Genomic DNA, 25,227 nt, shown 5'->3' with positions numbered 1-25,227 from the left:
ATCCCTTATAACGGCAATACTTTTCTGGTGCGGTTTAGTGGTTATATCCAGCCTATATATCACTATGTGCATAGTTAGCGAGAACTTAGGTTGGAACTATGTGTTCTATCTCCTCGGAGCGCTTTATCTAATCACCGCAATATTAGTAACCCTTTTTATCCCCAAGAATAGTGTCCCTGTATGTACGAAGTGCCGGTATTTTGGGAGTTAGCTCTAATTTGGTCTTCCTTATCGTGATGAGTGTTGTTTTGTGGCGGGCATCTCCATAACCGTTTATAAGCTAATCTCACTGGTCGGACAATTAGCAGGAACTGCAAGGGGGGCTGCGATTTCACTGTACTCGTTTATTTTATTTCTTGGTGCAACTCTCGGGTCGATTGTAACGATTGGTATTTTGAAAAGAAGCAGTTATCTAATAGCTTTTGAATCATTAGCGCTTTTGTTAGGAATAGGATTAATCGCCTCCATTCTTATTAGAAGTCGAGACCAAGAAAGCTCGCTCATGAAGGCTTCGCAAGGAGACTTCCAGTTTGGACACTTACTGGAATGATGGTTGATGAAGCGAACAGACTCTGCTAACTTAGCGTCTGTCACCGTAACGAAATCGTACCTTCTCGCTAAGGACTCTCATAGGGGCAACCATTTTTGGATGCCCTGAATAATTTCGCTTTATCAATGTTACGGTGAACCTATCATAAGTAGGGCGAAAACTGCCGTTTCCTGGCATCGAGATCTTTAATAAACGTCTGTTTGAGGCATTATGCGTTACGAATGACTATTGTCAAAAAACAATTGTTTCAAAGCCTGCTGAATTTGGCGACTGATCCAGTCGCTTCAGATTCTTCAGCAAGTGAGAAGTGATCGCATTCAGGATCGGCATGAGCCGTGGATTGCGCTAGCCGGTATCCTTTCATTTTATAGTGGTAGTGAAATGTTGCGCTCGGTCATAATAGGGATTAATTTACGAAATGCTATTGTGCTTGCAGCCTGTCCATCCCGTTGATATGCATTATAATCGTTCTCGAAGGTTTTCTGCATTTCCTCCGGTAAGTGGCGGATGTATCGATGCGCGCATTCACGTATTTGTTCAGGTGAGCCGAAATCAACCACCAGGTCTAGAACGTCAAGCACATAGAATTCCGTTGGATACGCCTTCGGCAAAAACCATCCATTCTGGATGACCTCCTCAAGGATCTCCTCAAGATTAGTCTCGTACCTGTCCATCAATGGAGCGACCTTATTTTGAATCAACGTGATTATTTCTGCCAGTTCCCGCTCTCGGGTGGCTTCTTTGGCCAAATTCCATACCTTGCCTTTGTCCCGGAAGCTGCTCAAGCTGATCTCCCAGTATACTTTTCCGCTGTGCGTATTTATGATTTGGCAATTGGTATTAAACTCCAAGTAAATGCCGGCTATATTGGAAGAGTGACTTAAAAAGCGTATCTCAGCTGTAAAGGGACCGAGTGGTTTAATCATCTTTCTTCTGGATTTATTGTATTTGAAACCGCATGGCGCGCAGGCGGCGGCAATCCTGGAACAACATTCCCGAAAAATATCCTTGCCAGTTGGATAATCTGTCATATCGCTTCATCTCCATATTTCTTATTTAGTTTAATCTAAAAAGGTATAACTGCACGACCATGTTCATTTGTCTCCAAGCCTTACAAGATTTTGATAAAAATACACATAAGGTAAGGTATAATCTTAAGGTCATATGTATTTAAATTACCGTATTCCAAAAAAGCTGGAGACAAATCATTTGAAATGCTCCATGTGTACGGCATTGATTTTATTTTCACCACAAATGATTTGTTGTCTGATTTTCTACAATAGGCCCCTACAGTGTTCACGTCGGATCAAGACGTTATTATCTAGTATCTACTGTGACATCTTTCGTAAGTTCTCGGTATAGGGCAAGTTTCTCTTCGGTGAGAGAAATAGTATCATCAATTTCTTGCCGTCTAGACTCCAATTCCATCAGATGCATCTCAAGGATTTCTATCCGTCTTTCTAAGGTAGGGGTATAATTAGAAAGATCCTCTCCTTGTTGAATTTTATCCACCACACAGCCCTCATAAGTAAATTCTGTAATCTGCTCAAGCGATAAGCCCAATTTTTTTAGTTTATTTAGACATTGAATGTATAGAACCTCGCTTTCTTTGTAAACACGTGCCCCTCCATTTCTACGCTGGGGTTCATGAAGCACCCCAATTTTCTCATAATAACGTATAGTATAAGGAGTTAATCCCGTTTTTTCTGACACTTGACTGATTGTAAGCATCCGATTTCTGCCCCTCTTTTTTATATTCTCATATTGAAAACTATTATACAGCTTGCAGTTAACTCAAAGTCAATGTTTACAAGCGTCCCTAATTGCTCCTTATAAAACCCCTTGACTTCTAGTTGGCTCTAACTTGTAAGTTAAAGTTACTAACGGAAATACAGGAAACACTAAAGGGGTATTAAAATGGACAACGAATATTTCACAATACAACAAGCGTCGGAAGGGATCTGGGGTGCTATTTCGGTTCCGGGCAGCGGTTCTCTAGGGAATGCAGCTATTATTGATCTGGGAGATAAAACAGTTGTAGTGGATACAACCAACCTGCCGCAATCCGGTGCTTTGTTACGTCATACTGCTGAACAATTAACAAACAAACCGGTTAAATATGTCGTGAATACACATTTTCATGGAGATCATGTCAACGGCAATCAGGAATTTATGAGTAGCGAATTTATATCTACCGTTTGGACAAGAGAGTTGCTATCTGATATGGGCGAAGTGAATATTGGTCATATGCAACAAAACATTCAAAAGTTAATAACCAGCCTAGATCATTTACGTTCACAACAAAGAGACAATCATATGCTAACCGAAATCGATTATGATCTTTCCGTACAGCGGACCCTGTATGATGCCATCCCTTTTCTCAGCAGAGTGATACCCACAATAACTTTTGAAGATAAGCTCGTTATTCAAGGATCAAAGCGAACAATAGAAGTTTTATCTTACGGAGGCGGTCATTCTTTAAGTGATGCTGTAGTATACGTTCCGGAAGAGCAAACTTTGATCGCCGGTGATTTAATAACGACGAAGACGATTCCAGTGATGCTATATGGCAATCCATACGCTTGGATACGCATTCTTAAACGCATTCAAAAAGACCTTAAGATCAATACGATCGTTCCGGGACATGGCGATGTGTCTAACTCGGATCGAATCATGGATGTCTTAAACTTTTTGGAGAAAATGATTGCTTATGTAACTAAAGCTGTAACAAGCGGGAAATCAGAGTCTTACTGGTTGGAACAAGGGGTATTACAAGGCTATGAGGATTGGCATTTGCCACAGTATTTCAGATGGAATTTACGCTGGCTCTTTAACAGTATGCTTGTTCAAAATAACAGATAAGACAACAAGTCAGAATATATCCTTATGTCCATTTCGCTCTATAAATAAAACGGTGAACCGTACCACAAGTAACGAAGTTTTCGTTATAAAGCTTAATTTGCAGGGGTCTTGGTAGACATATCAAAATCAACCTCTTCAATAAATTCGATAACTTCTCCGTTGGGGCTGTGAATGACAGCATTCTTGACTACAAGTGGGGGTTCGCCAAGTGAAAGGTAATCCGGTTCTATAAAAGCCTTTGCTCCATGAGCAAGGGCTTTTTGATACATTTCATCCACATTATTCACGTAGAAGGCTAAATGTAATAACGCTCCGTAAGTTATATCTTCTTCAGACGATGCTTTCTTCCCTTGAGCAGGGATGACAGCGTCGTTATCAAAGATCTCAATGCAGGTTCTTTGGTCAGGTGAAACTAGCATGGAGGCTTCTTTGATTTGAAAGGATGGCAGAGACCAATGATGACCAACCTTGAACCCTAGAACTTCAATATAAAATGTAATGGTAGCTTTATAGTTTTTGGCTTGGATCGCCACATGTGAAAGGCCGTTTATGCTCATTCTTGATTTCTCCTTGTGTATATTTTGAATGTTGTTTATAGTATACAGCTACTAACTTGTTGGATTACATATGTTATATGAGGATATAATGATAGGATGGTTATTAAATATAAGATATTTTAACGGATATGGCTTAATTTTTAAAATTCAATTCAAGGGACTGATGGGTATGGATCATCTAATCGATGATATGGATAAAAAGATCTTGCAGCTGCTTCAACACAATGCACGAATATCTATCTCTCAAATCAGTAAAGAAGTCAGTATGTCCCAACCTTCAGTCAAAGAGAGGATTTTGAAGCTTGAAGACAAGAAGATAATTTCCGGGTATTCCACAGAATTAAATTTAAGGAATCTGAATCGGGGCATGACTACGTTTATACTAGTCAAAACAGAACATTGCCAGATGATCGTTGATTTTTGTGAAATGGCTAGGGAAGTAACGGATTTATATCGAATAAGCGGAGAATACAATTATCTTATCAAGGTACAAACGGCATCGATTGAGGAACTTGCCGAATTTCAAGATTCCCTTTTAAAGCTGGGTCCCTCAAAGTCTCATATCAGTTTGAAAAATATATTGGAACACAGAGTTTTACTCTAAATCTTCCAAATTTATTCTGGAATGATAGCTTATCAAGTTGAGGGAGTTTACAGAAGTTCCGTATTTCCATGCAACTTTTGGTTTCGGCTGAGAAACTTTAACGGAGGGGAGATCATATCACGTTATTGGGGGTATATCGCGCAACGGTTAAGGATCATCATTGAGATTTTTATCATCCATGAGGATCCAAACCCGTCTTGTCCGGTTGGAAGTAAAATGCCGCACTTATTGAAAGAGGTTTACACGAAGGTCCAAACCCTTATGGAAAATGAATTCTCGGGCATTTCGATTGGGCTTCTTGTCAAGGGTGGAATAATTGAAGCGTAAGCCAGAACTGAACGACCCTTTTGACAGTGTACGCCCAGCATCGGCATATTCTCTAGGGTAGAGTTCTGAACGAGGGTAGCGGCCACCTGCTGTTAGTCACCTTGAAAATACGGAGGTATCTGTTATGCATCCTACCATTAAAAGTAAAGCATCCATAATGTTCCCCTGCTTGGCCTCTATTCCTGACTCGTATTGGATGCAGTGCGAAATTAGAACCGTCTCGCCAAGTATGTCCCCTTCCATCCGCGAGGGTCATATGTTTCAGCATGCAGTTTTTGTTCTGTGCGGCACGGTTCGCATCTTTAAGGTTAATGAACAGGGCAGAGAAATTACCCTTTATCGCGTGCAGGATGGCCAAAACTGTGTCCTCATGATGGCTAGTATTTTAGGGGATACCCCTTATGAAGCATCAATGGAGATCGAGGTGGAAACGGAGCTTTTACTCGTACCGATCCCGCTTTTCAAGAAGTGGATTGAAATCTGCCAACCGCTGAAGCAATTTATTTTTGGCCAAATGGTTGAGCGAATTACGTCCGTCATGACCCTGCTCGACAATGTTGCATTCCGGCCGATAACGTATCGAATTGCTCAGTTCCTGCTAGGATGCACCGAGGAGAATCACGCGACACTCCGCATTACGCACGAACAAGTTGCGATTGAGCTCGGTACCGCCAGGGAAGTCGTCAGCCGCGCTCTGAAAGTATTAACGGATAACCGTCTAATTTCCCAGGGTAGAGGATACATAGAAGTCTTGGACCGGGACGGGCTGTCCCAAGTTCTTCAGGACGGGGTCTTGTGACTTAGTCACGGAACACGCTGCAGAATGCTGCTAAGATGGGTTCAAATCCAAACTTCTATTGAGGTGATATGAGATGAGAAATCTTGGTGGTTTAGATCGATCCTTGCGGGTCTTGCTCGGTATCGGTATGCTTGTTGTTTTCTTTCAAGTTGATTCCAGCTGGCGGTATGTCGGTTTGCTGGGCGTGTTCCTCTTACTGACAGCTGCTTTAGGGACTTGCATTGTCTACAGGTGGCTGGGCATCAGCACTTACCGCGGCAGCAAGGGGGCGCAGCACAAATGAACTACTATGATAGCAATAACTTGAAAAAGATTCCTGACCTTATTCGTCTTGCGCCGGAAGCCACCCAATCGTACTTAAACTTTGAGCATCAAGTGTATGAGGAGCTTAAGGCAATACCCTTACGGACGAAAGAACTTATTGCGTTGGCCGTCGCTCATATAACGGGCTGTCCTTACTGCATTGACACGCACGTCAAAAAGTTTCAGTCCCTTGGCGGAACACGTGAGGAGATATTCGAAGCGGTTCTTGTCGCAACTTGCACACGTGCGGGTGCCGTGCTGAGTCATGCGACCCATTCCTTGGTTGCCTATGAAGAAGGCATGTCTCAGGAGCAGCAAACGTCAACAGAGGTGCAGCCGAAGCACACACCGAAGTGCTTCTGCTAAGGAAGAGGGCATCCCCACAAGGATGTCCTCTTTTTTTGCCGGTAACTGTGTTACGGTGAACCGTATCACAAGTAGGGCGAAATTTTCATAGGAAATTTTAATTCAATTTTACGATCCAATTAATATCCGTACCTTCAGTATTTTTTGCCCATCAGCCTGCGGATCAAAACTTCGTCATACAGATAATTTCTGTGGGTTAAATATCGCCATATCTTTCTCCCCTAATTTAGGGCCAGAGCAATTCTGGACCTCTTCTCAAAAATAAATATGATTTAACGGCTTAAGCATCCCAGCGTGAATTTGCCCATCGGTGTGTTCGTTGGAAGTCCTCCGTGAGGCTGCGTAGAGCGATACCCTGTTTGTCGAACACCTCGGCGTTATGAAGCAGGTCGCTGGGCTTCCGGGAGAGCCGATTCAGCCGCAGGCACACGACTTACTGGAAGCCTCCGTTCTTAGCGTTTCCAGCAGTTCGCAATGCGTCGGCGATCCTCAGTGGACTTGGCCGCTGAACCTTATCAATTGCTCCTTCGTAATCGAGACGGTCCCCCAATAGACAAAAGAGCCAGAAATTATTTACAATGGTCCTAATAGAATGGTAGGAAGGACATGGGTCTGTTATCATGAATATCCTTGAAGACTTATTGTTGCAAGTAGCGTTCGTCGTTACGTTGATTTTTGCCTTCCAGCTCATTTATTTGATCGGCTTCGGGAGATTTAAGTATTTCAGGCTGATGCAGGCTGTTTTATTCGGAGTAGCGCTTGTGTTGTGTATGAGCTTTCCCGTCCAAATTACCGACCAATTAACCATCGACATCCGTATCGTTCCGCTGCTTCTGGGGACGTTCTACGGCGGGTTCGAGACGACGATGTTTCTATCCTTGCTTATTCTGATTTATCGCTCCTACCTTGGGATAGATGACGGTTTCTATGCGACGACGCTGGCGGTATTCATGTGCATCCCCATATTCATATTCTTCCAGTCCCGATTCCTGCAAGGCAATAAGAGCCGGAGGCTGTGGATAGCGACAGGTCTTACGGTTAGCTATTGCGTTTGCAGCTTTCTGTCTATGGCTATCTTCATCGGCTTATCCGAAACATTCTTAGGCGCTATGCTTCTGTATACCTTGGTTATGATAGCCGTAGTGCTGATCTTCGTTGCAATGAATGAGGTCATTAAGGAGACGCTAGTGAAAAATCAGCAGCGAGTGGCCGAAGCCAAAGATGCAGAGATCGCTTTTTTACGTTCGCAGATTCAGCCGCATTTTCTATACAATGCCTTGAATTCGATAGCCGCCCTCTGCGTGGAGGACGCTAGGCAGGCGGAGAAGCTTACGCTAGACTTAGCTCAATATTTCAGAATCGGGCTCAACTTCAAGCAAATGGACACTTTCACGACATTGGAGAGCGAATTAGAATTGACCAAGGCTTACCTTAATATCGAAAAGGTACGCTTCGGCGACAGATTAGCCATCGAGTACAACATCGATGCCAATCCGAATCACCTCATTCCTCCGCTTGTCTTGCAGCCGTTGGTCGAGAATGCGATCAAGCACGGTCTGATGTCTAACGAAAGAGGCGGTACCGTCACAATCTCGATTCTGGAGCACGACGATAAGCTTCAGTTCGCTGTCGAGGATAACGGGTGCGGAATGAGCGTGGCGAAGCGGCAAAAAGTCCTTGATTCGGGAGCGGGGCCTAGTGGGATAGGGCTCAGGAATATATCGCGGCGAATCAAGCTGCTGTACGATGCAAGCTTGCAAGTCAACAGCACGATCGGGATCGGAACGAAAGTGTCTTTCGAGCTTCCCTATCTGCCAGACAGGAGGAAGATGGATGATCAGGTCCATAATCGTAGACGATGAATCTTTGTCGGTGCGACGGCTGAAGTATATGCTTGCCGAATTCAAGGAACTCGAGATATGCGGCGCATTCCTAACCCCACGCGAGGCGTATGAGTATGCGCGGACCAACCCCTTTCAGGTGGCGTTCCTCGATATCTCCATGCCGGATGTTGACGGGATGTCTTTGTCCCGTTTATTGCTAGAGCGCGATCCCTTCCTATCCGTCATATTCGTTACGGGCTATGACGATTATGCGGTACAAGCCTTTGAAGTGAATGCATTAGATTACTTAATGAAGCCAGTAACGGAACAACGGCTTGCCCGAACGTGGGAGAAGATCAAGGAAAAGTATCGCGATTATGCTTCCGGGGTGGAGCCGGATGCAACCGGTCTGCTGACCGGACAGGAGACACGAATCGTTCAATACATGGCCGAAGGATTATCCAATAAGCAAATTGCGGAGATTTTGCACATCACTCCGGAGACGGTTAAGTCTCACTTGAAGAACGTCTTCCGGAAGTTGGACGTCAATAACCGCGTAAGAGCGCTGCAGCGCGCCAAGGAATTGAAGATCATTCCATAGTCGATAAGCTCTCAACAATCCCCCCAATCGGGGGATTTTTTAGTATATCCGGATATTTTACAATAATGAACAATGAATCACTCACTATTGGAGGAGAAGAATTATGCGCCGGATATTATCCTTGTTGGTGTTGTGCGCTCTGCTTGGCGGCAGCTTGCCTATGCCGGCTGCACATGCGGAGGCCACCCAGGACAGCGATTTTACTTATTTATTGCTATCAGACAACACGTTCATGATTACAGATTACTCGGGAACGAGCACGGACGTCATGATTCCGAGCGAGTTCGACGGCAAGCCGGTCACTGCCATCGGGTCGAGTGCATTTGATCCATTTAATAATCCTGGTCAACCTAAACTAACAAGCGTAACGCTTCCGCCTAGCGTTACGATGATTGCTAGTTTTGCATTCGCCCGCAATGAATTAACCGCAATCGAGATTCCAAGCGTCACGCACATCGGAAGAGGGGCTTTTCAATACAACCGGCTGCAAAGCATTGCGTTCGGAAAAGTTACCTTTCTTGATGAGTATGCGTTCGCGGACAATCAACTCGAAAGCGTGACGATTCCGGACAGCCTGGCTACTATCGGAAGGTATGCTTTCCAGAATAATCGCTTGTCAAGTGTGTCCCTTCCGGAAGGGCTAGAGATCATTGATTCTTACGCGTTCAACGGCAATCAATTAAAGACGCTTCAGATTCCGAAGTCGGTAACCGCCATTTACCCCGGGGCGTTCATGAACAATTCATTGGGAGATGTCGCGATTCCGCCGGAAGTCACTCTGGGTGGAGGGGAATCGAGTCCTGTATTTGATTCGAAAGCAACCCTTTATTTCCCGAAGACCAGTGTAAAGGTTTTTGACCACGCTGCGAAATACAGAATTCAGATTATACCCTGCAATTATATGATTACCTATGACGGAAATGGCAGCACAGGGGGGACCCCTCCATCGAATACTCCATATGTTTGCTATAATCGGGTATTTAAGGTGCCGATACCGGATCCGAATCAGGATCCAAGCGCGTTAACGAAGACGGGATACACCTTTAAAGGATGGAACACAAAGCCAGATGGAAGCGGGACGAATTATTCGGACGGAAACTATCCGATTATTTATGGCATTCGGGACGTAGGCTTTACCTTATATGCCAACTGGGAGGCGAATTCCTATCAAGTGTCTTTCGATACGAGAGGGGGAACGCAAATCCCGGCCCAATCCGTTGCCTACGGAGGACAAGTTCCCAAGCCTGAGGAGCCTGTGAGGGGAGAATATACCCTTGTCGGATGGTATACGGATCCGGAATATACCGACATGTGGGATTATGACAATGACAAGGTCTCCGAAGATATGACGTTGTATGCAAAATGGAAGTGGAATGGAGCTGCAACAATCGCGTCCGTAGCGTTCGAGAAGGGTGGCGATCATGTAACTGGTGGCGATAGCCTTACGGTCACCGGCGTAGTGAGGGACGATGCCGGCTTACCTGTTGAGAATGCCGTCGTGAATTTGCGTAGCGCCCTGGGTAAATGGAAGCTTACCGATAACAGCGACGTGTCAGCGACAACGGATGCAAGCGGCCGGTTTGCATTGGAATGGATGGCTCCTTTGGTAGCGAACCCAGAATCAGTAACGATTTATGCAAGCGTAGACGGTACAATCGGAATAGCGGACAGCCGGACGTTTCAGGTCGTTCCGCCAGATGAGTCCAATGCCGAGTTAAGCGATTTATCGCTAGGGTCCATCGCTCTCGTTCCGGAATTCTCGGGCGACACGTACAGCTATACCGCGGCAGACGTCAGCAATGTCGTAACAAGTATCGACGTAACGGCAACGACCGCCAGCCGTAAGTCCACTCTGGTGATCAATTATTTGTTTGCCGACACCAGTGTTACCGGCAGCTTACCTGCAGTCAGCGGTTCACCCGTCAGCGTACCGCTGCATACCGGAATGAATATAATTAGAATCGATGTAACTGCGGGGGATGGGATCAATGCTCGAACGTTCTTGATATTCGTGCGCAGAGCTGCGCAATTTTCCGTTTCGTATGAGACGAACGGGGGAACGGCGATTCCTGCAGTGACCGCCAATGCGGGGGCTCATCTCGACGAGCCGACGCCGGCACCGAACAAAGACGGGTACCGATTTGCCGGGTGGTACAAGGACCCGGGCTATGCGACTCAATGGAATTTCGAACAGAACACCGTTACCGGAGACATGACCTTGTATGCCAAGTGGGAGCGCAAGCAGCGTGGGATCAATCTAGTCGCGAGTAGCACTGCGGCGTTAAGCGGACATGAAATCTTGGTTACCGGTACGGTATATGATGAAGGCGCTGCGCCTCAAGCCAATATCTCCATTCACCTGAGCTCGAACTTAGGCAAGTGGAGCCAAACGGAGAGCGACAAGGCAACGGTGACGACCGATAAGAATGGAACTTTCCATGTCTATTGGAAGGCACCTTATGTCTTCGAGCCTACATCGGTCGAGCTGTCGGCAACCCTCGATGGATCGAGTGCGGAGCCTGCAAAAGTATCGATTCAGGTAAGTCCGCTGCCTGGCCCGAATCCGAGTTCGGATGCCGACTTAGCCGGTTTGACGTTAAGCGTAGGCGATTTGACGCCTCGGTTCCAAGCCGGGATTACCCGCTATACCGCCGATGTCGGATATGCGACAAGCAGCATCGCGATCGTACCTAAAGTATCCGATCAGGCGGCAACTGTTACCGTCAATGGAAATGTAGTGGAGTCAGGTCATCCTGTACAGGTCAATCTGAATGTTGGCCCCAACCCCGTAGCGATAATGGCAACGGCGGAGGATGGTACAACCAAAACTTATCATGTTACGATCACGAGGGCCTCGGCACCGGGCAACACGATCCCGGTTGCCAGCATCAAGGTGACAAGCGCCACATCCTCTGTTTATGAAGGCGGCACGCTGCAAATGACCGTCAGCGTGAGTCCGGACAATGCCACCAACAAGCAGGTGTCTTGGTCAATAAAAAGGGGTACCGGCAAAGCCGTCATTGATGAGTCGGGATTGTTGAAAGCAGAGCATGCCGGCCTCGTAACGGTTCAGGCTACGGCCCAGGATGGTTCCGGGAGCGTCGGAAGCCAGGAGATCACGATCTACGAGCGTCAACTAGGCGGTGGTGATACCCCAACAATGCCGTCAAATCCAACAACGCCGTCACATCCGACGGTACCGTTGGACCCTAAGGCACCGTCGGACCCTAAGGCACCGACAGTCCCAACAACGCAGCCGTCCGAGAAGCCTCCAATACTCAACTCCGTTCCCGGCCGACCGCCAATCAACGTGAATGACGCGGGAGCGATTCATACGATACTGGACGCACTTACCGTCAAATTGGGCGATCCCCGAAGTGTGAACGTTCCTGTCTTTGCGGATGTGGAAGATCACTGGGCGGCTCATAGCATCCGCTTGTTCGCAAGACTCGGGATCGTTCAAGGATACGGCGACGGGACGTTCAAGCCAGATGCAAGCATCACGCGAGGAGAATTCGCTTCGATGCTGGCGAAGCTGTTCCCGCTTGCCAAAGGCACCGCGGTAACGCCTAGTTTCACCGATCTTGAGGATAGTTGGGCAAGGGACGCAGTCCTTACGTTGGCTAGCAACGGCATCATTAGAGGCTATGAGGACGGTACTTTCCGGGCCGATCAAAATATTACGCGTGCCGAGATGATTGCGATTCTCGCAAGAATCGTTAATCTGACGGCGGTGAAGCAAGTGAGGACGGTGAATTTTCAGGATATCGATCGTTCGTGGGCTAAGGATCAGATTCAGCAAGCCGCGAATGCCGGCATTATCAGTGGAAGAAGCAAGAATATTTTTGACCCGGATAAGAGCGCTACCCGAGCCGAAGCTTTGACCGTCCTCTTGCGAGTGATCTCCTTAAGTTCCGAAATCGAACAGTTGTTAGAGAGGATGAACTAAGCCATGGCTGCGAACGAATACTACATGCCGACCCATTGGCGGGTGAAGGGAAACATCTGGGTGATCTATGAGATCTGCTCCGACTTCTTGGACTATCAACGTTGGTGGCCCGAAGTATACTTGAAGATTCAAAAGGCAGGCATGGACAAGGAGACGGGCAACGAGGTCTATAACATTCTCTCGAGGGGTAAGCTGCCGTACAAGCTCCGCTGGAGATCATGCAAGACGGCCGAACAAGCACCGCATTCCATCTCCTTGAAGTCTTCAGGAGATTTGGTCGGTCATGGAACGTGGCAGTTCGAGCAGGACGGGGAATATGTGAATGTACAGTTCGATTGGTATGTGAATGCCGAGAAGCCCTTGCTCAAACTGTTCTCGCCGATATTTAAACCGTTCTTCACCTCGAACCACTACTGGGCGATGGCGAGAGGGAGAGAGAGCCTTGAGAAGGAACTGATGCGAAGGCGCGAGTCTTAGGGTAGGGGGCGCAGCTTGCGTTCGAGTCGACAGGCTTGAAACAGGTGACAAGTCAGACAACGACACTTCCTTGACCCGTGGTAACTGCACCCATATGGAGGCTGCGACGACCAGACACTGTCGTAGCGTCTCGTCAAATTCTAGTTCAATGCCTCGAAGCTTTTGGCCTTGCTGAACGTCTATCTGCTTCACAATGGTTTGAATTAGGGTCTTTTGTGTTTCGACCGGAGAGATCTGTAGAAGCCCGTTGAAGTCGCTGAGCGCTTTGCGTACAAGTTGAAGCGGGATGGGTTCCGTCCTATTTTGTCAAGCTGGCGTTCAGCTTCGGACTTTCGGTTTGCAAGTACGTTGTACTTCGACTTCAACTCGTTGATGCGCTCGACCAGCATGTCGTTGTCGCCCCTTAGTTGGTTGAAGTAATCTTGGACAGGACCGAGGAGCGGCAGTTGAATTGCTTTGGCGTGGCGAAACACTTCTAAATCCTGATACGTAACGATGATACGCATAACAAATACCTCCTCAAGACACAGAAATAGCCCCGTAGATCAGGAGCTCATGGAAATAATATATGGTTGAAATTCTGTCACTTTCGGTGTTGCATTTTACCCTCACACAGTATAGAATGAGTTGATGAAAAATTACTGGAAGGGGTGGGAATATGAGGAGGAAACGGAAGGCTTATGATAAGTCGATTGTTACAATTTCATATTCTCGTTCCATTAAGACACTAAAGCATTCGTTGCTTTAGTGTTTTTTATTTGCGCGGAGGTGCTAATTTGACAAGGTACAAAAGAGTTCTTATTAAACTAAGTGGTGGAGCAGTGGCCGGAAACACGGAATTTGGTTTTGAGCCCGAAAGGTTAGACCATATTGCTAATGAAATTATGTCAGTTGTGAATCTAGGTGTTGAGGTATCATTAGTTATAGGTGGAGGGAATATTTTTCGCGGTAATATGGCGGAAAGCTGGGGAATAGAAAGAGCAGAAGCTGACAACATCGGGACGCTTGCTACTGTTATTAATAGCTTGATGCTTCGAGGAGTTCTTAAAGCCAAAACAGACAAAGAAGTTCGTGTGATGACAGCAATACCTATTACATCAGTTGCAGAACCATACATCAGACTAAGAGCAGTTCACCATCTGGAAAAGGGCTACATAGTAATTTTTGCAGGAGGAAACGGGCAACCCTACGTTACAACGGATTACCCTTCCGTTCAAAGGGCAATCGAAGTTAATTGTGAAGCATTGTTAGTAGCAAAACAAGGCGTAGACGGTGTTCTTAATGCAGACCCTAAGTTCGACAAAGAGGCAAGGAAGTTCAGGTCACTTCACTACAACGATGTTTTAAAATATAACTTGAAGGTAATGGATCAATCAGCTTTCATCTTAGCTAGAGACTACAATCTGCCAATGCATGTATTTAATTTTGACAAGCCGGGCTCAATGAAAGAAATTTGTGAGGGGAAAGTTAATGGAACAATAATTAGTGGTGAGTCAATTTTGGAATTGGAATGAGTTGAAGATTATGAGGGAGCATAACAGCGCTCCCTCTTTTTCGTCATACTTGCCGTTACAGATAGCGCGGTGAACCGTATCATAAATAAGGGCAAGTTTTAAATATGCTCCCCTTTAAGTAGACAGGATTAATAAATAAACCGGCTACTTCAGAGGAGCATATCAGTTGCCGTGGATGTCGAATTCTATGGTATCCTTTAAAATTGTTTTACCACATCATCTGAATCAGTGGAGAAAGCCAGCTCTTTCTGTGCCTCCAGAGCGGCCAGTCTGTCCAGCAGGGCTGCCCGGATTTGCTCATAGGCGTCACTGCCCAACGCCATACGTATCGGACCCTCGCCCTGGTCGACACGACGGATAATCTGCTGCGCCATTTTATCCGGGTCGCCGACAACCATTTGATTGAACATGCTCATATCTATACCAGGCAGTTCTCCCTTCATCAGGCTAACGAATTGGCCCGCCTCCGTATCCCGGTATTCGTCCATCCGTTCACCGAATACGGCGTTGCTTGTAAGGAAATTCGTTCGGATTCCGCCGGGCTCCACCATAGTGATCTTAATATTGAACGGAGCCACTTCCTTAGCTAGCGCTTCAAAGGCTCCTTCGACCGCCCATTTCGAAGAGCAATACAGTCCCATACCCGGAATAGAATAATGACCCGCCATACTCGAAATCTGTACTATGTGACCGCCACCCTGCTTACGGAAAAAGGGCAGGACTGCACGCGCTGCACGTAGGGAGCCAAGCACATTGGTCATAAACTGATGCTCAATTTGCGTGTCGCTTGCTTCTTCTACTGCCCCATACAAGCCATAGGCTGCATTATTGACAAACACATCGATCGTGCCCAGTTCTAAAAATGCACGTTCCACCACTTCAGCAATTTGCTGAGAGTTGGTCAGATCTAAATTAGCCTGCCAAAGCCCAGAGCCATACTGTGCCTGCAGATCGTCCAGCACCCCCGGCTTGCGTACCGTTGCGGCTACACGGTCCCCTCTATCAAGCAACTGGCGAGTTATACGTGAAGCCAAGCCTCCTGATGCTCCTGTAATGAACCAAGTTTGCATGCTAAACACCCTCCATTCGTTGTCATGCACTGAATTATACAAACAACTAGAGGGCGCTAGCCACAGCACGCCTATTCTATTAATGGGAGTAACAGTCTAAGGCAGTTGCCTGTCTTGCTCAAGTAAACGTAATAATCTCTCCTCCGTACCTGAACCGGGCACCGGAACAAAGAAACACCAGTGCAGTCCCGGGTCATTATCGATTACAGCCGCCGAATGGAGCTCGAACTCCATCTCCTGTGCGTCAGGAACACGGAATAAAGCGGTGGCTACGCGTTTTTGTTTGATTTCATATAGCTCCCAGAAATGTACGAACTCCACGCTTTCCCGTGTCAAGCGTTCAAACCGTTCCATATATAACGGGTTGTTCTTGTAAAGATCGAAGCCTGCCCGCAGAACGGCTACAGAGTAACGGGCAGCGCCTTCCCAATTCACCAGTCTGTTGCGGTAATCAGGCTTTAAAAACATAATGTCCATCATATTCCGTTCGTTGTCCGGCAGACTGCCGAAATCGGCTACGATCAGTTCTGCCGCCCGATTCCAGACGATAACGTCCGTACCTTCGTCCGTGATAAAAGAAGGATAATGCAGCTGATCGACGATTTGCTGCAAAACTCTCGTATTCGGCCCTTCGTTATTTGGCACTGTGACGACGCTCGCCACATCTACATTGGCCAGATCGAACAGATGCTTCTGCTCATCATCGTCAAGCTGAAGCGCTTTGCCGATACTTAGCAGCACTTCCGGCGAAGGATTAACCTCCTTGCCTTGCTCCAGCCAGGTATAGTAAGTCACGCTTATATTGGCAAGATAAGAGACTTCTTCTCTTCGAAGTACCGGAGTGCGTCTTCGTCCGGGCAGCGGCTGGATCCCTGCCTCTGAAGGCTGCAAGCGTTCTCTGCGCGATTTTAAGAACTCACCCAATGCGGATGAGGAACGATTTGTTTTCAAGCAGCTCACCTCAATTACTTATAAAGAATACGTATCGTAATTCACCAAATGGACTCAAGGCACTTCGTATACGATCATTATAATCTCTGTTAAGGTTTCGTTGCCACAAAAGAGAACCATAACGAGCACCGATGTTACTCCCGTTAATAGGTTCTTTTTGAGGATCTACAGCTTGTAAACGAATTTAGCGGTAAGTGTGCTTTATCCCAAACGTTATTCGCCTGTTGTTTAAGCCGATGGAAACTCTTCGTTATGGTGAGCATAAATAGATATTCTCCAAATGTCGATATAAGTAATATTACCCATTTTATTGATTGTGGGGTATATCGAAAGCATGAGGAGCTGAAGAAACAGAGATGAGAAAGAACTATTGGCTAGTGTTGTTGGGAGTGACGCTGTTACTGGCTGGAGGACTGTGGCTGCAAGTTGCAGAAGCAGGGGGAGCACGAAATTATGGCTATATGGATACAAAGTCCAACCGGACGTATGTACCTATTCGCTATTTGAGTGAGCAATTGAAGTATAGTGTAACTTGGAATAAGCAAGCTCAACAGATTACTGTAAGCCAGGGGCAGAATAAGATTGTTCTCACAGTAGGAAAGAAGAGCGCAATTTGGAATAATAACACGATTCAGGCAGATGCAGCACCATTCGTGCGCGAAGGAGTTACTTATATACCGATTCGCATCATGAAAGATACGATGAACCTGCCTTTGGAATGGGATACATCTGGCTCCACGCTGCTCTTTCAAATCGGTGAACAAATTTCGAAATTGCCTGTTATACCGCTAGAACGCGTGGTGTCGTCACAGCCAATCACGAAGAAACAGCAAACGTTCAGTGTTGGTCAAAAACAGATTAAAGCCATGATCCTTCAAATCGATCTGTTGAGCAAGGATATTCATTTAGGCGTTGCTGTAGCTAACAACAAGATTGGGTCAGTAGATTCTTTAAAGCATATGGCAGCGGTTAATCATGCTGTGGCAGCAATGAATGGAACGTATTTCGATGCGTATTCCAATACAGGGATACAGTATCCTTTCGGGTATATCGTACAAAATGGAGCTGTTGTAAATAAGAATTCCGATGATAATCGATCCGTATTGGTGTTCACGAAAGATAATCAAGTGGAAATAGTGTCAGGGAACGACTTTCAGACACGTATAAAGGAAGAACAAGTATATGGGGCCCTGCAGGCGGGTCCGCGGCTGGTGACAAACGGAAAAGTTACGGTTGATCCAGCAACAGAAGGATTCAGGGATCCAAAGATTCTTATCAACAGCGGTGCTCGCAGTGCAGTGGGGGTAACCAAAGACCATAAACTCATATTAGTCACCGTACCGGGTGCGAAAGTGACGGAACTGGCAAAAGTGATGCTGCAGGCAGGTGCGTATCAAGCGATGGGATTAGATGGCGGGGCATCGAGCGGGTTGATCTATCAAGGTTCTTATCTAACATCTCCTGGTCGTAATTTGAGCAATGCACTACTCATTTATCAAAGCAAATCATAATTTATAAGCATAACAAAACAGCGCCATCGTCATGCCACTACTTCCGGTATTGCGATCGGCGCTGTTTTGCTCTCGGGTTCATAACCACTTTTGGGTTTGAGGCTTACGGCCCCATTGCCGTCTCATAATCTCAGGACTCAACTTATTCTTACGTTCAAGCTTCTGACGAAGACGTTGGCAATAATCAAAAGCGATAATGAGAAGAGTAAGAGAAACTTTTCCTTGCACAGAGAGCTTCGGCAGCTGAACCCGACATTTTCTAAGGTTGTCGATGATTGTAATTCTTAGCCCAACATGCCTGTCTCTTACTTGCTGATACCTTCCGGTTCGATCAGAAGCAGCAGCTCCCGAATAGCCGGAGCAAGCTTATCGTTACCGTTCATTATTGCAGTGTAGATAGGAATTGCGTCCTTAAGAAGCAAATAACTGAAATAATAATAGCTGAAAAATGCCTCTTTCTCATAACCCGGCGGCATCTCTTCCTCCCACAGCAGTTCATCTTCGTCCTCGTCCTCTGGCCATAAGTACTTTTCATCCAGGAGCTCGTTCATCGTTCCAACCGTATCTTGCGAATCCATATGATCCACGGTTAATGCAGAAGCTACAGCCAAGTACAACTGAACTTCCTTCGAAGAGACCTTATCCGGCTTCTGTTTGGCAAGTTCCTGCAGGAGAATAAGCAGAGCCCATGGCGTCGCCTGCCACAAGGTGCTTTGATGCTCGATCAGATTGGCGATTTCCTCATATTGTCCCGTCTCCATAAGCCGCGGAATATCCGTCCCTCTTCCATAGGCGGTAGTCAGCCGCTGCCATGGAACATGGTTTGTCGTTTGGGCCAAAAGGTTCATCTTTATCCCCCTCCTTAAAAGTCATACTATACCAAAAAAGCCGCATTCAGCGGCTTCTTATAGGATGCAATCAGATGCTTTAAGCAGCGGCATCCAGTGATTTATAACCGTTCCGACAAAATACGAACAACTTGTTCCAAATGTTCAATCCAGTCCGGATCTCCATCCCGCAGTTCATAAAGCTCGCGTTCTCCGCCTTTATTATCCAGTACCTGCTGAACCAATTGCCTCAGCTCCAGCAAATCTACGGTTTCCCAGACGATCTCCTTCAGACCGCTCAATTCCTCGTACTGCGTCTTGCCGTATTGGATATAGGCACATACAATTTCAGCGAGAGCAATGGCTGTATTATCGTAAAGGAAATCTTCCTCCTCGGGGTCCTCCGAGAGAAATCCCAGCTCTCTGTAATGAGTTAGAAGATCCTTAAGCTTGACGGATTTGCGGTCCTTTGCATATTCGACTAACGCATCAAGAACATCAAGCCCTTCGTCGCTTTCCAGTGATGCCTTTCCCCACGATCCCATTGTAATCCCGCCTTCCTTTTTGTATCTTATATTCGGCGTTAGACCAAACTCTACCTGCAATGAATAATAAGCTGTTTAGAAATTTCTACTCTCCCATGCATGGCATTGCAGAAATCAATAATCCGCCCGGTTGAATCCTTTAAGGAGTAGCCATATAGCCAAAATCAATTGCTGAGAGGCTATTGGAACGTTCAACGTCATGTAGGTTGCATCGAGACCGATGAAGCGAATCATAAATAATAAGCTCGCCAATATGGACAATATAGATCCAATAAGACCCGAAACGGACAACCAGCGTGGGATGAATTTTGCTTGGTAAAAGATGCAGTTAAACAAGAACATCGCCAAAACAGATGTCAGTGTCGTGGCCACATGATTCACCAAATCACGTCCTTCCCGTAACAATCCACCCAAGGTCTGAAAATACGAGCCATTCATAGTTCCAACTTTTGCAAATTCGTGGCTTAATGTCAATAGCAACAGAAGAATGATTACACCAATAATAACGAACACACCCGAAATGATGCCGAAAGCAGCAGATCCAAGAGCTAAACCTTTATTATGCTTACTTAAAATCGGATACAACGCAATAGGAATACCCACATATGCAGCAACCATTAACAACTGGGAAAACGCTCCTATCAGTACCTGATTTCCATTTGTAGAAGCCTGGACAAGGTAGTCTGCTCCATCTATAACTGGAACAACACTAAATATACCTGTAACCAATCCGGTTAATAATAACACCCCGGTAATTACTGCAGACCTTCTGCCTGAATTTGTATTCTTCCTCCTCATCCTTAAGCCTCCTCATCCTTATCTGCCCTTATTAGGCTTCAAGTACAGGCAATTGTGTAGTATTCATAAGCTTTTTATACATATTTAGATTGTTATTCTAACTTGAATAATTACATGTGTTGTCCTTCCACAGAGGATGCTAAAAATAAAGAAGAAGGCTGGTAATCATGTGCCGCGGCAGATCCTGTCGTATTTTTTCTGAAAGCGATGTTAAGCTGAACCGTGTCATAAGTAGATGGCGTGGGATTATTATACATTTTTTATGCTATAATGTACCGCATACAGCACTGCTCGTCATCACTAACCAGCACAAAAGGGGAGAAATAAAGCATGGGAGTTTCTGTTTATTACACTTGTGTGAGAGATCATAACCTTACCAACAGTGAGGAGCAGGAGATCACGGCCATCATTGATAAATACAATGCCGGTTTTGAAATGAAGGATATTGGAGAAACATTTTATGTTTATGACTATGATCAGGATGAACCAACGGTGATCTTTGCAGGTTCGACAAAGCTACCCTTTTCAGATGATTTTGAAGATACATTGAATGCGCTGTATTATTGGTTGGCCTGTTTGACGGATATTAGAAGAAGTATTTCTAGCGGCGATTGGCATGTGCACCTAGATGATACGGATGCCGTTTGGGATGAGGAAACGGGTTGGCAAATGCCAGAATAGTAGCATCTGCAGAAAATACTGGACTTATCGTTCCGAAAAAGGGTATGCTGTACCTACGAAAGCGGGGGGAGAACCATGGGACGCCACAAAGAGTTTGATAAAGAAGCGGTGCTTCATAAAGCGATGCTCGTTTTTTGGGAGAAGGGCTACGAGGCGGCAAGCATTCCCGATTTGCTGGAGGCTATGGATCTGAGCAGATCAAGTCTGTACGAAACGTTCGGGGACAAACAAACGCTTTATATCGAGGCGATCAACTGGTACAAGAAGTGGAAGCAAGCCAAACGGGACATCCTCATTAATGCGACATCTGCAAAATCGGGAATTCGGCAGTATTTCGAGCTACACATCGATTCCGCCTTGGACGACGAGTCCCCGAAGGGCTGTCTCATTACGAATGCAGCAGCCAGCATGGATTCGCCAGATGAGCAGCTGAATGCGTTGATCAGGGAACGGTTTGACGAGTTGGAGAAATCCTTCTGTGAGCTGCTGCGCAAAGGTCAGGAGACCGGAGAAATCATGCCTGAGAAGGATATCAAGACTTTATCCTATCTGCTCTCAAACCTGAATCATAGTATAAATATCGTTGCGAAGGTGCAGGGTGACCGCCGCAAGATGCAGCAGATGATGGACATGGTAATGGAAATGCTATAAAACATATTTTTTTTGCATATTTCGGAACGAATGTTCCAATAAATTCTGGTGAGCAAAGGGGACTTTCTATGCATTCAGCTTCCATTTCAACGGAAAAATCGGTTTCGGCATCGCTGATTTTTATCCTGGCAGCCGCTTGCGGTATCATAGCGGCAAATCTTTATTATGCTCAACCATTGATAGGCTCGATCGGTTCGGCTATCGGGCTCTCCTCCGGGGCTGCCGCACTCATCGTTACGTTGACTCAAGTTGGCTACGGGATCGGCTTGTTATTTATTGTACCGCTCGGAGATATCCTGGAAAATCGTAAGTTGATCCTCTCATCATTGCTCCTTACAGCGGCCGTTTTGACAGTTGCCGCTGTAAGCAAAAGCGCCATCCTGTTCCTCACCGCTTCACTCGTGATCGGAGTAGGTTCCGTAGCCGCACAAATCCTTGTGCCGTATGCGGCTCATCTTTCACCTGAAGCTGTGCGCGGCCGCAATGTCGGCAACGTCATGAGCGGGCTGCTTCTGGGGATTATGCTCGCGCGTCCCATTTCAAGCCTGGTGGCGGAGTATATGGGCTGGCGTGCCATATATTTTATCTCCGCAGCATTGATTGTCGTGCTGGCTCTTGTATTGGCAAAGGCACTACCCTCAAGGAAGCCTTCGACCGCTACAGCGTATCCGGCGCTGCTGCACTCCATGCTGCACCTGCTGAAGGCGACACCCGCATTGCGCCGGAGGGCCATTTATCATGCCTGTGTATTCGGAACGTTCAGTTTGTTTTGGACTACCGTTCCGTTGGTATTGACAAGTCCGCCGTTCCTTTTCACTCAGAAGGAGGTCGCTCTGTTCGCATTAGTCGGGGTAATGGGGGCAATTGTAGCGCCAGCGGCGGGCCGTATGGCAGACCGTGGATGGGTTCGCCCGGCTACGGGATGGGCATTGGCCATCGTCATCTTGTCCGTGCTGCTTCCCTTGTTGGTTCCATCAAGTTCTGCACTTGCAGTCCCCATCCTTGTAGTTGCGGCGATTTTACTTGACATGGGGGTTTCCGCCAACATGGTACTCGGGCAGCGGGTGATTTTCTCTTTAGGTGCGGAATTTCGCAGTAGGCTTAACGGTTTGTATATGGCCATCTTCTTTTTAGGGGGGGCTATCGGCTCAGCGGCAGGGGGATGGGCTTACGCAGCGGGGGGCTGGAAGGCGGCACTGCTCATCGGAATCGCTTTACCAGTCATCGCCATGGCGTATTATGCGACGGAGTTTTCAAGATTAAGGAAGGATAATCCCATAGATTGAGGAGCGAAGTTGAGTAATTCACACGTCCTAAGCTAACTACTCTTGTTCTCTGACAGCTGCGGTTCGAGGGTCAAGTAGCCGGCAGTAGAACTTCTCTTGCAGCTTCTATGAAAGATACCATAATGGGTGAAAGCCACTTATCTTTGTGCCATGACATCTGTGTATACACATGAAGGTCTGGAATTTGCCATGGAAGAGCAACAAGTTCGCCCCGTTCAACTTCGGCTTCCACTACGATTTCGGGAAGAAAGGCAATGCCGATTCCTGAAATTGCGCATTGTTTAATGGCTTCAGCACTTTGAAATTCTAAATACGTAATACTATCAATGCCCTCTTTCTCAAATGACCGGTCAAACATGGTTCGATAGGGGCAGCCCTTTTCATTCGTGAGGAACACTTCCCCGTGAAAATCATCCAGCTGCAGCACCGCTCGTTTTGCTAGCGGGTGGTCTGGAGCGGCGAAAAGGCGGAAGGTTTCTTCCAGTAGAGGCTCCACTGTAAGTCCGCTCGAGCGAATGGGTTCGTTCAACATAAAGACGACATCGGCAGTTCCCTCAAAGAGTGCTTGCTTGAGCTCCTGATTGGGAACGGAGCGGAAGATCAGACGAACTCCCGGATGCTGGGAGCGAAATCGTTGAAAGACGGCCGGAAGCCGGTAGACGCAAATAACCTCGTTAGCACTGATCGTTAGGGTGCCGCTTAGCACTTCATTGTCGTGGACGGCGCTGCGAGCTTCGTCTAATTTATCCAGAACACTTTGGATCTGAGTTAAAAAGCGCTTACCCGCATGTGTGAGAACAAGCTGCTTCCCCAAGCGGTCAAAGAGACGAACACCAAGCTCATCCTCCAACGCCTTGATTTGCATCGTGACGTTGGAGGGGACGTAGTTCAACGCTTCCGCAGCCCGACTGAAATTTAAAGTTGATGCAACCGTACGGAACGTAATCAGTTGGCGCAATTCCATATACGATCCCCCTTTAACTTTCAATATTATTGAATGTTACATTGAAATTCATTCACTTTTATTGAGAGTATCATAGAAGTATACTAACAACAAGAAATGCATTTTTGAATGTATGGTTCTATTTTGAAGGGAGCTAACAAGACGATGGATTATGAGATTTTTGATTTAGGTGACGTAACCTTGCAATCGGGAGTGACGTTACCGGACGCTTTTCTTGCTTATAAGACCTATGGAACATTGAATGACAAGAAAGATAATGTCATCGTCTATCCAACGGCTTTTGGCGACCAGCATGTGCAGAATGAATGGTTGATTGGGAGCGGCATGGCACTGGATCCGCAAAAATATTTCATCATCGTTCCAAATCTGATGGGCAACGGATTATCTTCGTCTCCCAGCAACACGCCTTCGCCATTCGACCGGGCGAATTTTCCGCAGGTAACTATCTATGACAACGTTGAATTCCAGCATCGGCTGGTAACTGAGAAATTTGGCATTCAAAAGATCGCTCTCGTCGTTGGATGGTCCATGGGAGGCATTCAAGCATACCAATGGGGGGCAAGTTATCCCGACATGGTGGAACGAATTGCGCCTTTCGCCAGTGTGGCCAAGACTTGGCCTCAAACGTATGTGGTCCTGGAAGGCATGAAAGCCGCGCTTATGGCTGCAGTCCGCTTCGATTCAAGCAGACTAAACCAGTTGACTTCTACAGACATGCGTGCCGTTGGCCGGGTTTATGCGGGATGGGGCGTATCGCAGGCGTTTTACAGAGAGGAGCTTTATCGTGAGATGGGATTTGACTCCTTGACGGATTTTATAGTCGGCGTCTGGGAAAATAGCTTTATGCAGATGGACCCGCACAATGTCCTAGCCATGTTATGGACAGGACAAAATGCAGATATTAGTGCAAACCCCTCATATAACGGAGATTTCGATAGGGCGCTGGGGAGCATTAAGGCGCTTGCCTGCGTCATGCCAGGAAGTACCGATCTCTTCTGCCCGGCAGACGATAACGAATACGAGGCCAAGCTTATACCTAATGCTACTTTTAATCCTATAAAGTCGATCTGGGGCCATTTTGCCGGTCGCGGAATCAACAGGGCCGATAATCAATTTATCGATGACAATCTAAAACGCTTGTTGGCGCTCAGTACCAACGGATAGATCATCCATACCATTGGAGTGTAATATTTCTTTTTATCGAGCGTCAT

26 protein-coding genes are annotated in these 25,227 nt (G+C 46.5%); 15 read left to right on the top strand and 11 right to left on the bottom strand.

Going from position 1 to position 25,227, the window contains the following annotated elements; genetic code table 11:
• Positions 1-915 precede the first annotated feature (915 nt).
• On the bottom strand, positions 916-1,581 hold the full coding sequence (locus BN6628_RS26490) for a hypothetical protein (protein WP_068621530.1): 666 nt from the start codon (positions 1,579-1,581) through the stop codon (positions 916-918).
• Positions 1,582-1,867: 286 nt separating this feature from the next.
• On the bottom strand, positions 1,868-2,281 hold the full coding sequence (locus tag BN6628_RS24660; protein WP_068621528.1) for a MerR family transcriptional regulator: 414 nt from the start codon (positions 2,279-2,281) through the stop codon (positions 1,868-1,870).
• 186 nt (positions 2,282-2,467) lie between these two features.
• On the opposite strand from BN6628_RS24660, the gene BN6628_RS24655 reads away from it, so the two are divergent.
• A complete protein-coding gene (locus BN6628_RS24655) occupies positions 2,468-3,412 on the top strand; it encodes an MBL fold metallo-hydrolase (protein ID WP_068621527.1) in 945 nt (314 codons plus the stop codon).
• A 92-nt stretch (positions 3,413-3,504) separates the two neighbouring features.
• Here the strand turns inward: BN6628_RS24655 and BN6628_RS24650 are convergent, their stop codons facing one another.
• Entirely contained in the window at positions 3,505-3,969 is a 465-nt protein-coding gene (locus BN6628_RS24650; protein ID WP_068621525.1) for a VOC family protein, read from the bottom strand.
• Positions 3,970-4,138: 169 nt separating this feature from the next.
• On the opposite strand from BN6628_RS24650, the gene BN6628_RS24645 reads away from it, so the two are divergent.
• The 4 genes from BN6628_RS24645 to BN6628_RS24625 all read left to right on the top strand — a co-directional run bounded on the left by BN6628_RS24645 (position 4,139) and on the right by BN6628_RS24625 (position 6,368).
• The gene (locus BN6628_RS24645; protein WP_082927162.1) at positions 4,139-4,573 is read left to right on the top strand and encodes an Lrp/AsnC family transcriptional regulator; all 435 of its coding nucleotides are present in this window, start codon (positions 4,139-4,141) and stop codon (positions 4,571-4,573) included.
• A 451-nt stretch (positions 4,574-5,024) separates the two neighbouring features.
• A complete protein-coding gene (locus BN6628_RS24635) occupies positions 5,025-5,699 on the top strand; it encodes a Crp/Fnr family transcriptional regulator (RefSeq protein ID WP_068621521.1) in 675 nt (224 codons plus the stop codon).
• Between the two features lie 73 nt (positions 5,700-5,772).
• On the top strand, positions 5,773-5,982 hold the full coding sequence (locus BN6628_RS24630) for a YgaP family membrane protein (RefSeq protein ID WP_068621519.1): 210 nt from the start codon (positions 5,773-5,775) through the stop codon (positions 5,980-5,982).
• A complete protein-coding gene (locus tag BN6628_RS24625) occupies positions 5,979-6,368 on the top strand; it encodes a carboxymuconolactone decarboxylase family protein (protein ID WP_010499740.1) in 390 nt (129 codons plus the stop codon). The genes BN6628_RS24630 and BN6628_RS24625 overlap by 4 nt, the downstream gene beginning before the upstream one ends.
• A gap of 280 nt (positions 6,369-6,648) precedes the next feature.
• Here BN6628_RS24625 and BN6628_RS27010 read toward each other — a convergent pair whose 3' ends face one another.
• Positions 6,649-6,798 carry a recombinase family protein gene (locus BN6628_RS27010; protein WP_392397653.1) on the bottom strand — a complete coding sequence of 50 codons (150 nt, stop codon included), beginning with the start codon at positions 6,796-6,798 and terminating at the stop codon, positions 6,649-6,651.
• Positions 6,799-6,988: 190 nt separating this feature from the next.
• On the opposite strand from BN6628_RS27010, the gene BN6628_RS24620 reads away from it, so the two are divergent.
• The 4 genes from BN6628_RS24620 to BN6628_RS24605 all read left to right on the top strand — a co-directional run bounded on the left by BN6628_RS24620 (position 6,989) and on the right by BN6628_RS24605 (position 13,218).
• Entirely contained in the window at positions 6,989-8,230 is a 1,242-nt protein-coding gene (locus tag BN6628_RS24620; protein WP_068621518.1) for a sensor histidine kinase, read from the top strand.
• On the top strand, positions 8,202-8,792 hold the full coding sequence (locus BN6628_RS24615; RefSeq protein ID WP_068621516.1) for a response regulator transcription factor: 591 nt from the start codon (positions 8,202-8,204) through the stop codon (positions 8,790-8,792). Before BN6628_RS24620 ends, BN6628_RS24615 begins: the two co-directional genes overlap by 29 nt.
• A 103-nt stretch (positions 8,793-8,895) precedes the next feature.
• Positions 8,896-12,741 carry an InlB B-repeat-containing protein gene (locus tag BN6628_RS24610; protein WP_068621514.1) on the top strand — a complete coding sequence of 1,282 codons (3,846 nt, stop codon included), beginning with the start codon at positions 8,896-8,898 and terminating at the stop codon, positions 12,739-12,741.
• A gap of 3 nt (positions 12,742-12,744) precedes the next feature.
• Entirely contained in the window at positions 12,745-13,218 is a 474-nt protein-coding gene (locus tag BN6628_RS24605; protein ID WP_068621513.1) for an SRPBCC family protein, read from the top strand.
• Between the two features lie 203 nt (positions 13,219-13,421).
• Here BN6628_RS24605 and BN6628_RS24600 read toward each other — a convergent pair whose 3' ends face one another.
• Entirely contained in the window at positions 13,422-13,724 is a 303-nt protein-coding gene (locus tag BN6628_RS24600) for a hypothetical protein (protein ID WP_068621511.1), read from the bottom strand.
• A 270-nt stretch (positions 13,725-13,994) separates the two neighbouring features.
• Here BN6628_RS24600 and pyrH point away from each other — a divergent pair, with 270 nt between their 5' ends.
• A complete protein-coding gene (gene pyrH, locus BN6628_RS24595; RefSeq protein WP_068621509.1) occupies positions 13,995-14,732 on the top strand; it encodes a UMP kinase in 738 nt (245 codons plus the stop codon).
• 197 nt (positions 14,733-14,929) lie between these two features.
• Here the strand turns inward: pyrH and BN6628_RS24590 are convergent, their stop codons facing one another.
• Positions 14,930-15,802 (bottom strand): SDR family oxidoreductase, encoded by an 873-nt coding sequence (locus tag BN6628_RS24590; RefSeq protein ID WP_068621507.1) that lies wholly within the window; start codon positions 15,800-15,802, stop codon positions 14,930-14,932.
• 96 nt (positions 15,803-15,898) lie between these two features.
• Entirely contained in the window at positions 15,899-16,762 is an 864-nt protein-coding gene (locus BN6628_RS24585) for a helix-turn-helix transcriptional regulator (protein ID WP_235847699.1), read from the bottom strand.
• A 347-nt stretch (positions 16,763-17,109) separates the two neighbouring features.
• On the opposite strand from BN6628_RS24585, the gene BN6628_RS24580 reads away from it, so the two are divergent.
• A complete protein-coding gene (locus BN6628_RS24580; RefSeq protein WP_068621503.1) occupies positions 17,110-18,264 on the top strand; it encodes a phosphodiester glycosidase family protein in 1,155 nt (384 codons plus the stop codon).
• 305 nt (positions 18,265-18,569) lie between these two features.
• Here the strand turns inward: BN6628_RS24580 and BN6628_RS24575 are convergent, their stop codons facing one another.
• The 3 genes from BN6628_RS24575 to BN6628_RS24565 form a co-directional block, all read right to left on the bottom strand.
• Positions 18,570-19,112 (bottom strand): hypothetical protein, encoded by a 543-nt coding sequence (locus BN6628_RS24575; RefSeq protein WP_068621502.1) that lies wholly within the window; start codon positions 19,110-19,112, stop codon positions 18,570-18,572.
• A 101-nt stretch (positions 19,113-19,213) separates the two neighbouring features.
• A complete protein-coding gene (locus BN6628_RS24570; RefSeq protein WP_068621500.1) occupies positions 19,214-19,636 on the bottom strand; it encodes a DUF4259 domain-containing protein in 423 nt (140 codons plus the stop codon).
• Between the two features lie 114 nt (positions 19,637-19,750).
• Complete coding sequence (locus tag BN6628_RS24565; RefSeq protein ID WP_068621498.1) at positions 19,751-20,434, bottom strand: DUF4386 domain-containing protein; 684 nt, start codon at positions 20,432-20,434, stop codon at positions 19,751-19,753.
• Between the two features lie 330 nt (positions 20,435-20,764).
• Between BN6628_RS24565 and BN6628_RS24560 the strand changes: the two genes are divergently transcribed.
• The 3 genes from BN6628_RS24560 to BN6628_RS24550 all read left to right on the top strand — a co-directional run bounded on the left by BN6628_RS24560 (position 20,765) and on the right by BN6628_RS24550 (position 23,052).
• Entirely contained in the window at positions 20,765-21,115 is a 351-nt protein-coding gene (locus tag BN6628_RS24560; RefSeq protein ID WP_068621497.1) for a hypothetical protein, read from the top strand.
• A 75-nt stretch (positions 21,116-21,190) separates the two neighbouring features.
• Complete coding sequence (locus tag BN6628_RS24555) at positions 21,191-21,766, top strand: TetR/AcrR family transcriptional regulator (RefSeq protein ID WP_068621495.1); 576 nt, start codon at positions 21,191-21,193, stop codon at positions 21,764-21,766.
• Between the two features lie 68 nt (positions 21,767-21,834).
• Positions 21,835-23,052 carry an MFS transporter gene (locus tag BN6628_RS24550; RefSeq protein WP_068621493.1) on the top strand — a complete coding sequence of 406 codons (1,218 nt, stop codon included), beginning with the start codon at positions 21,835-21,837 and terminating at the stop codon, positions 23,050-23,052.
• Positions 23,053-23,122: 70 nt separating this feature from the next.
• On the opposite strand, the gene BN6628_RS24545 is transcribed toward BN6628_RS24550, so the two are convergent.
• Positions 23,123-24,016 carry a LysR family transcriptional regulator gene (locus tag BN6628_RS24545; protein WP_068621492.1) on the bottom strand — a complete coding sequence of 298 codons (894 nt, stop codon included), beginning with the start codon at positions 24,014-24,016 and terminating at the stop codon, positions 23,123-23,125.
• Positions 24,017-24,160: 144 nt separating this feature from the next.
• On the opposite strand from BN6628_RS24545, the gene BN6628_RS24540 reads away from it, so the two are divergent.
• Complete coding sequence (locus tag BN6628_RS24540; protein WP_068621490.1) at positions 24,161-25,180, top strand: alpha/beta fold hydrolase; 1,020 nt, start codon at positions 24,161-24,163, stop codon at positions 25,178-25,180.
• Positions 25,181-25,227: the final 47 nt, after the last annotated feature.

It is taken from the genome of Paenibacillus tuaregi (assembly GCF_900086655.1).
Classification (GTDB): Bacteria; Bacillota; Bacilli; order Paenibacillales; family Paenibacillaceae; genus Fontibacillus; species Fontibacillus tuaregi.
Note: the sequence above shows the minus strand (reverse complement) of the source record. Positions and strands in the feature narration are given on the sequence as shown.

Bases quoted from the DNA above. Each gene is read 5' to 3' on its own strand.
- BN6628_RS26490 (WP_068621530.1), bottom strand. From the start codon at position 1,581: ATGACAGATTATCCAACTGGCAAGGATATTTTTCGGGAATGTTGTTCC.
- BN6628_RS24660 (WP_068621528.1), bottom strand. From the start codon at position 2,281: ATGCTTACAATCAGTCAAGTGTCAGAAAAAACGGGATTAACTCCTTAT.
- BN6628_RS24655 (WP_068621527.1), top strand. From the start codon at position 2,468: ATGGACAACGAATATTTCACAATACAACAAGCGTCGGAAGGGATCTGG.
- BN6628_RS24650 (WP_068621525.1), bottom strand. From the start codon at position 3,969: ATGAGCATAAACGGCCTTTCACATGTGGCGATCCAAGCCAAAAACTAT.
- BN6628_RS24645 (WP_082927162.1), top strand. From the start codon at position 4,139: ATGGATCATCTAATCGATGATATGGATAAAAAGATCTTGCAGCTGCTT.
- BN6628_RS24635 (WP_068621521.1), top strand. From the start codon at position 5,025: ATGCATCCTACCATTAAAAGTAAAGCATCCATAATGTTCCCCTGCTTG.
- BN6628_RS24630 (WP_068621519.1), top strand. From the start codon at position 5,773: ATGAGAAATCTTGGTGGTTTAGATCGATCCTTGCGGGTCTTGCTCGGT.
- BN6628_RS24625 (WP_010499740.1), top strand. From the start codon at position 5,979: ATGAACTACTATGATAGCAATAACTTGAAAAAGATTCCTGACCTTATT.
- BN6628_RS24620 (WP_068621518.1), top strand. From the start codon at position 6,989: ATGAATATCCTTGAAGACTTATTGTTGCAAGTAGCGTTCGTCGTTACG.
- BN6628_RS24615 (WP_068621516.1), top strand. From the start codon at position 8,202: ATGATCAGGTCCATAATCGTAGACGATGAATCTTTGTCGGTGCGACGG.
- BN6628_RS24610 (WP_068621514.1), top strand. From the start codon at position 8,896: ATGCGCCGGATATTATCCTTGTTGGTGTTGTGCGCTCTGCTTGGCGGC.
- BN6628_RS24605 (WP_068621513.1), top strand. From the start codon at position 12,745: ATGGCTGCGAACGAATACTACATGCCGACCCATTGGCGGGTGAAGGGA.
- BN6628_RS24600 (WP_068621511.1), bottom strand. From the start codon at position 13,724: ATGCGTATCATCGTTACGTATCAGGATTTAGAAGTGTTTCGCCACGCC.
- BN6628_RS24590 (WP_068621507.1), bottom strand. From the start codon at position 15,802: ATGCAAACTTGGTTCATTACAGGAGCATCAGGAGGCTTGGCTTCACGT.
- BN6628_RS24580 (WP_068621503.1), top strand. From the start codon at position 17,110: ATGAGAAAGAACTATTGGCTAGTGTTGTTGGGAGTGACGCTGTTACTG.
- BN6628_RS24575 (WP_068621502.1), bottom strand. From the start codon at position 19,112: ATGAACCTTTTGGCCCAAACGACAAACCATGTTCCATGGCAGCGGCTG.
- BN6628_RS24570 (WP_068621500.1), bottom strand. From the start codon at position 19,636: ATGGGATCGTGGGGAAAGGCATCACTGGAAAGCGACGAAGGGCTTGAT.
- BN6628_RS24565 (WP_068621498.1), bottom strand. From the start codon at position 20,434: ATGAGGAGGAAGAATACAAATTCAGGCAGAAGGTCTGCAGTAATTACC.
- BN6628_RS24560 (WP_068621497.1), top strand. From the start codon at position 20,765: ATGGGAGTTTCTGTTTATTACACTTGTGTGAGAGATCATAACCTTACC.
- BN6628_RS24555 (WP_068621495.1), top strand. From the start codon at position 21,191: ATGGGACGCCACAAAGAGTTTGATAAAGAAGCGGTGCTTCATAAAGCG.
- BN6628_RS24550 (WP_068621493.1), top strand. From the start codon at position 21,835: ATGCATTCAGCTTCCATTTCAACGGAAAAATCGGTTTCGGCATCGCTG.
- BN6628_RS24545 (WP_068621492.1), bottom strand. From the start codon at position 24,016: ATGGAATTGCGCCAACTGATTACGTTCCGTACGGTTGCATCAACTTTA.
- BN6628_RS24540 (WP_068621490.1), top strand. From the start codon at position 24,161: ATGGATTATGAGATTTTTGATTTAGGTGACGTAACCTTGCAATCGGGA.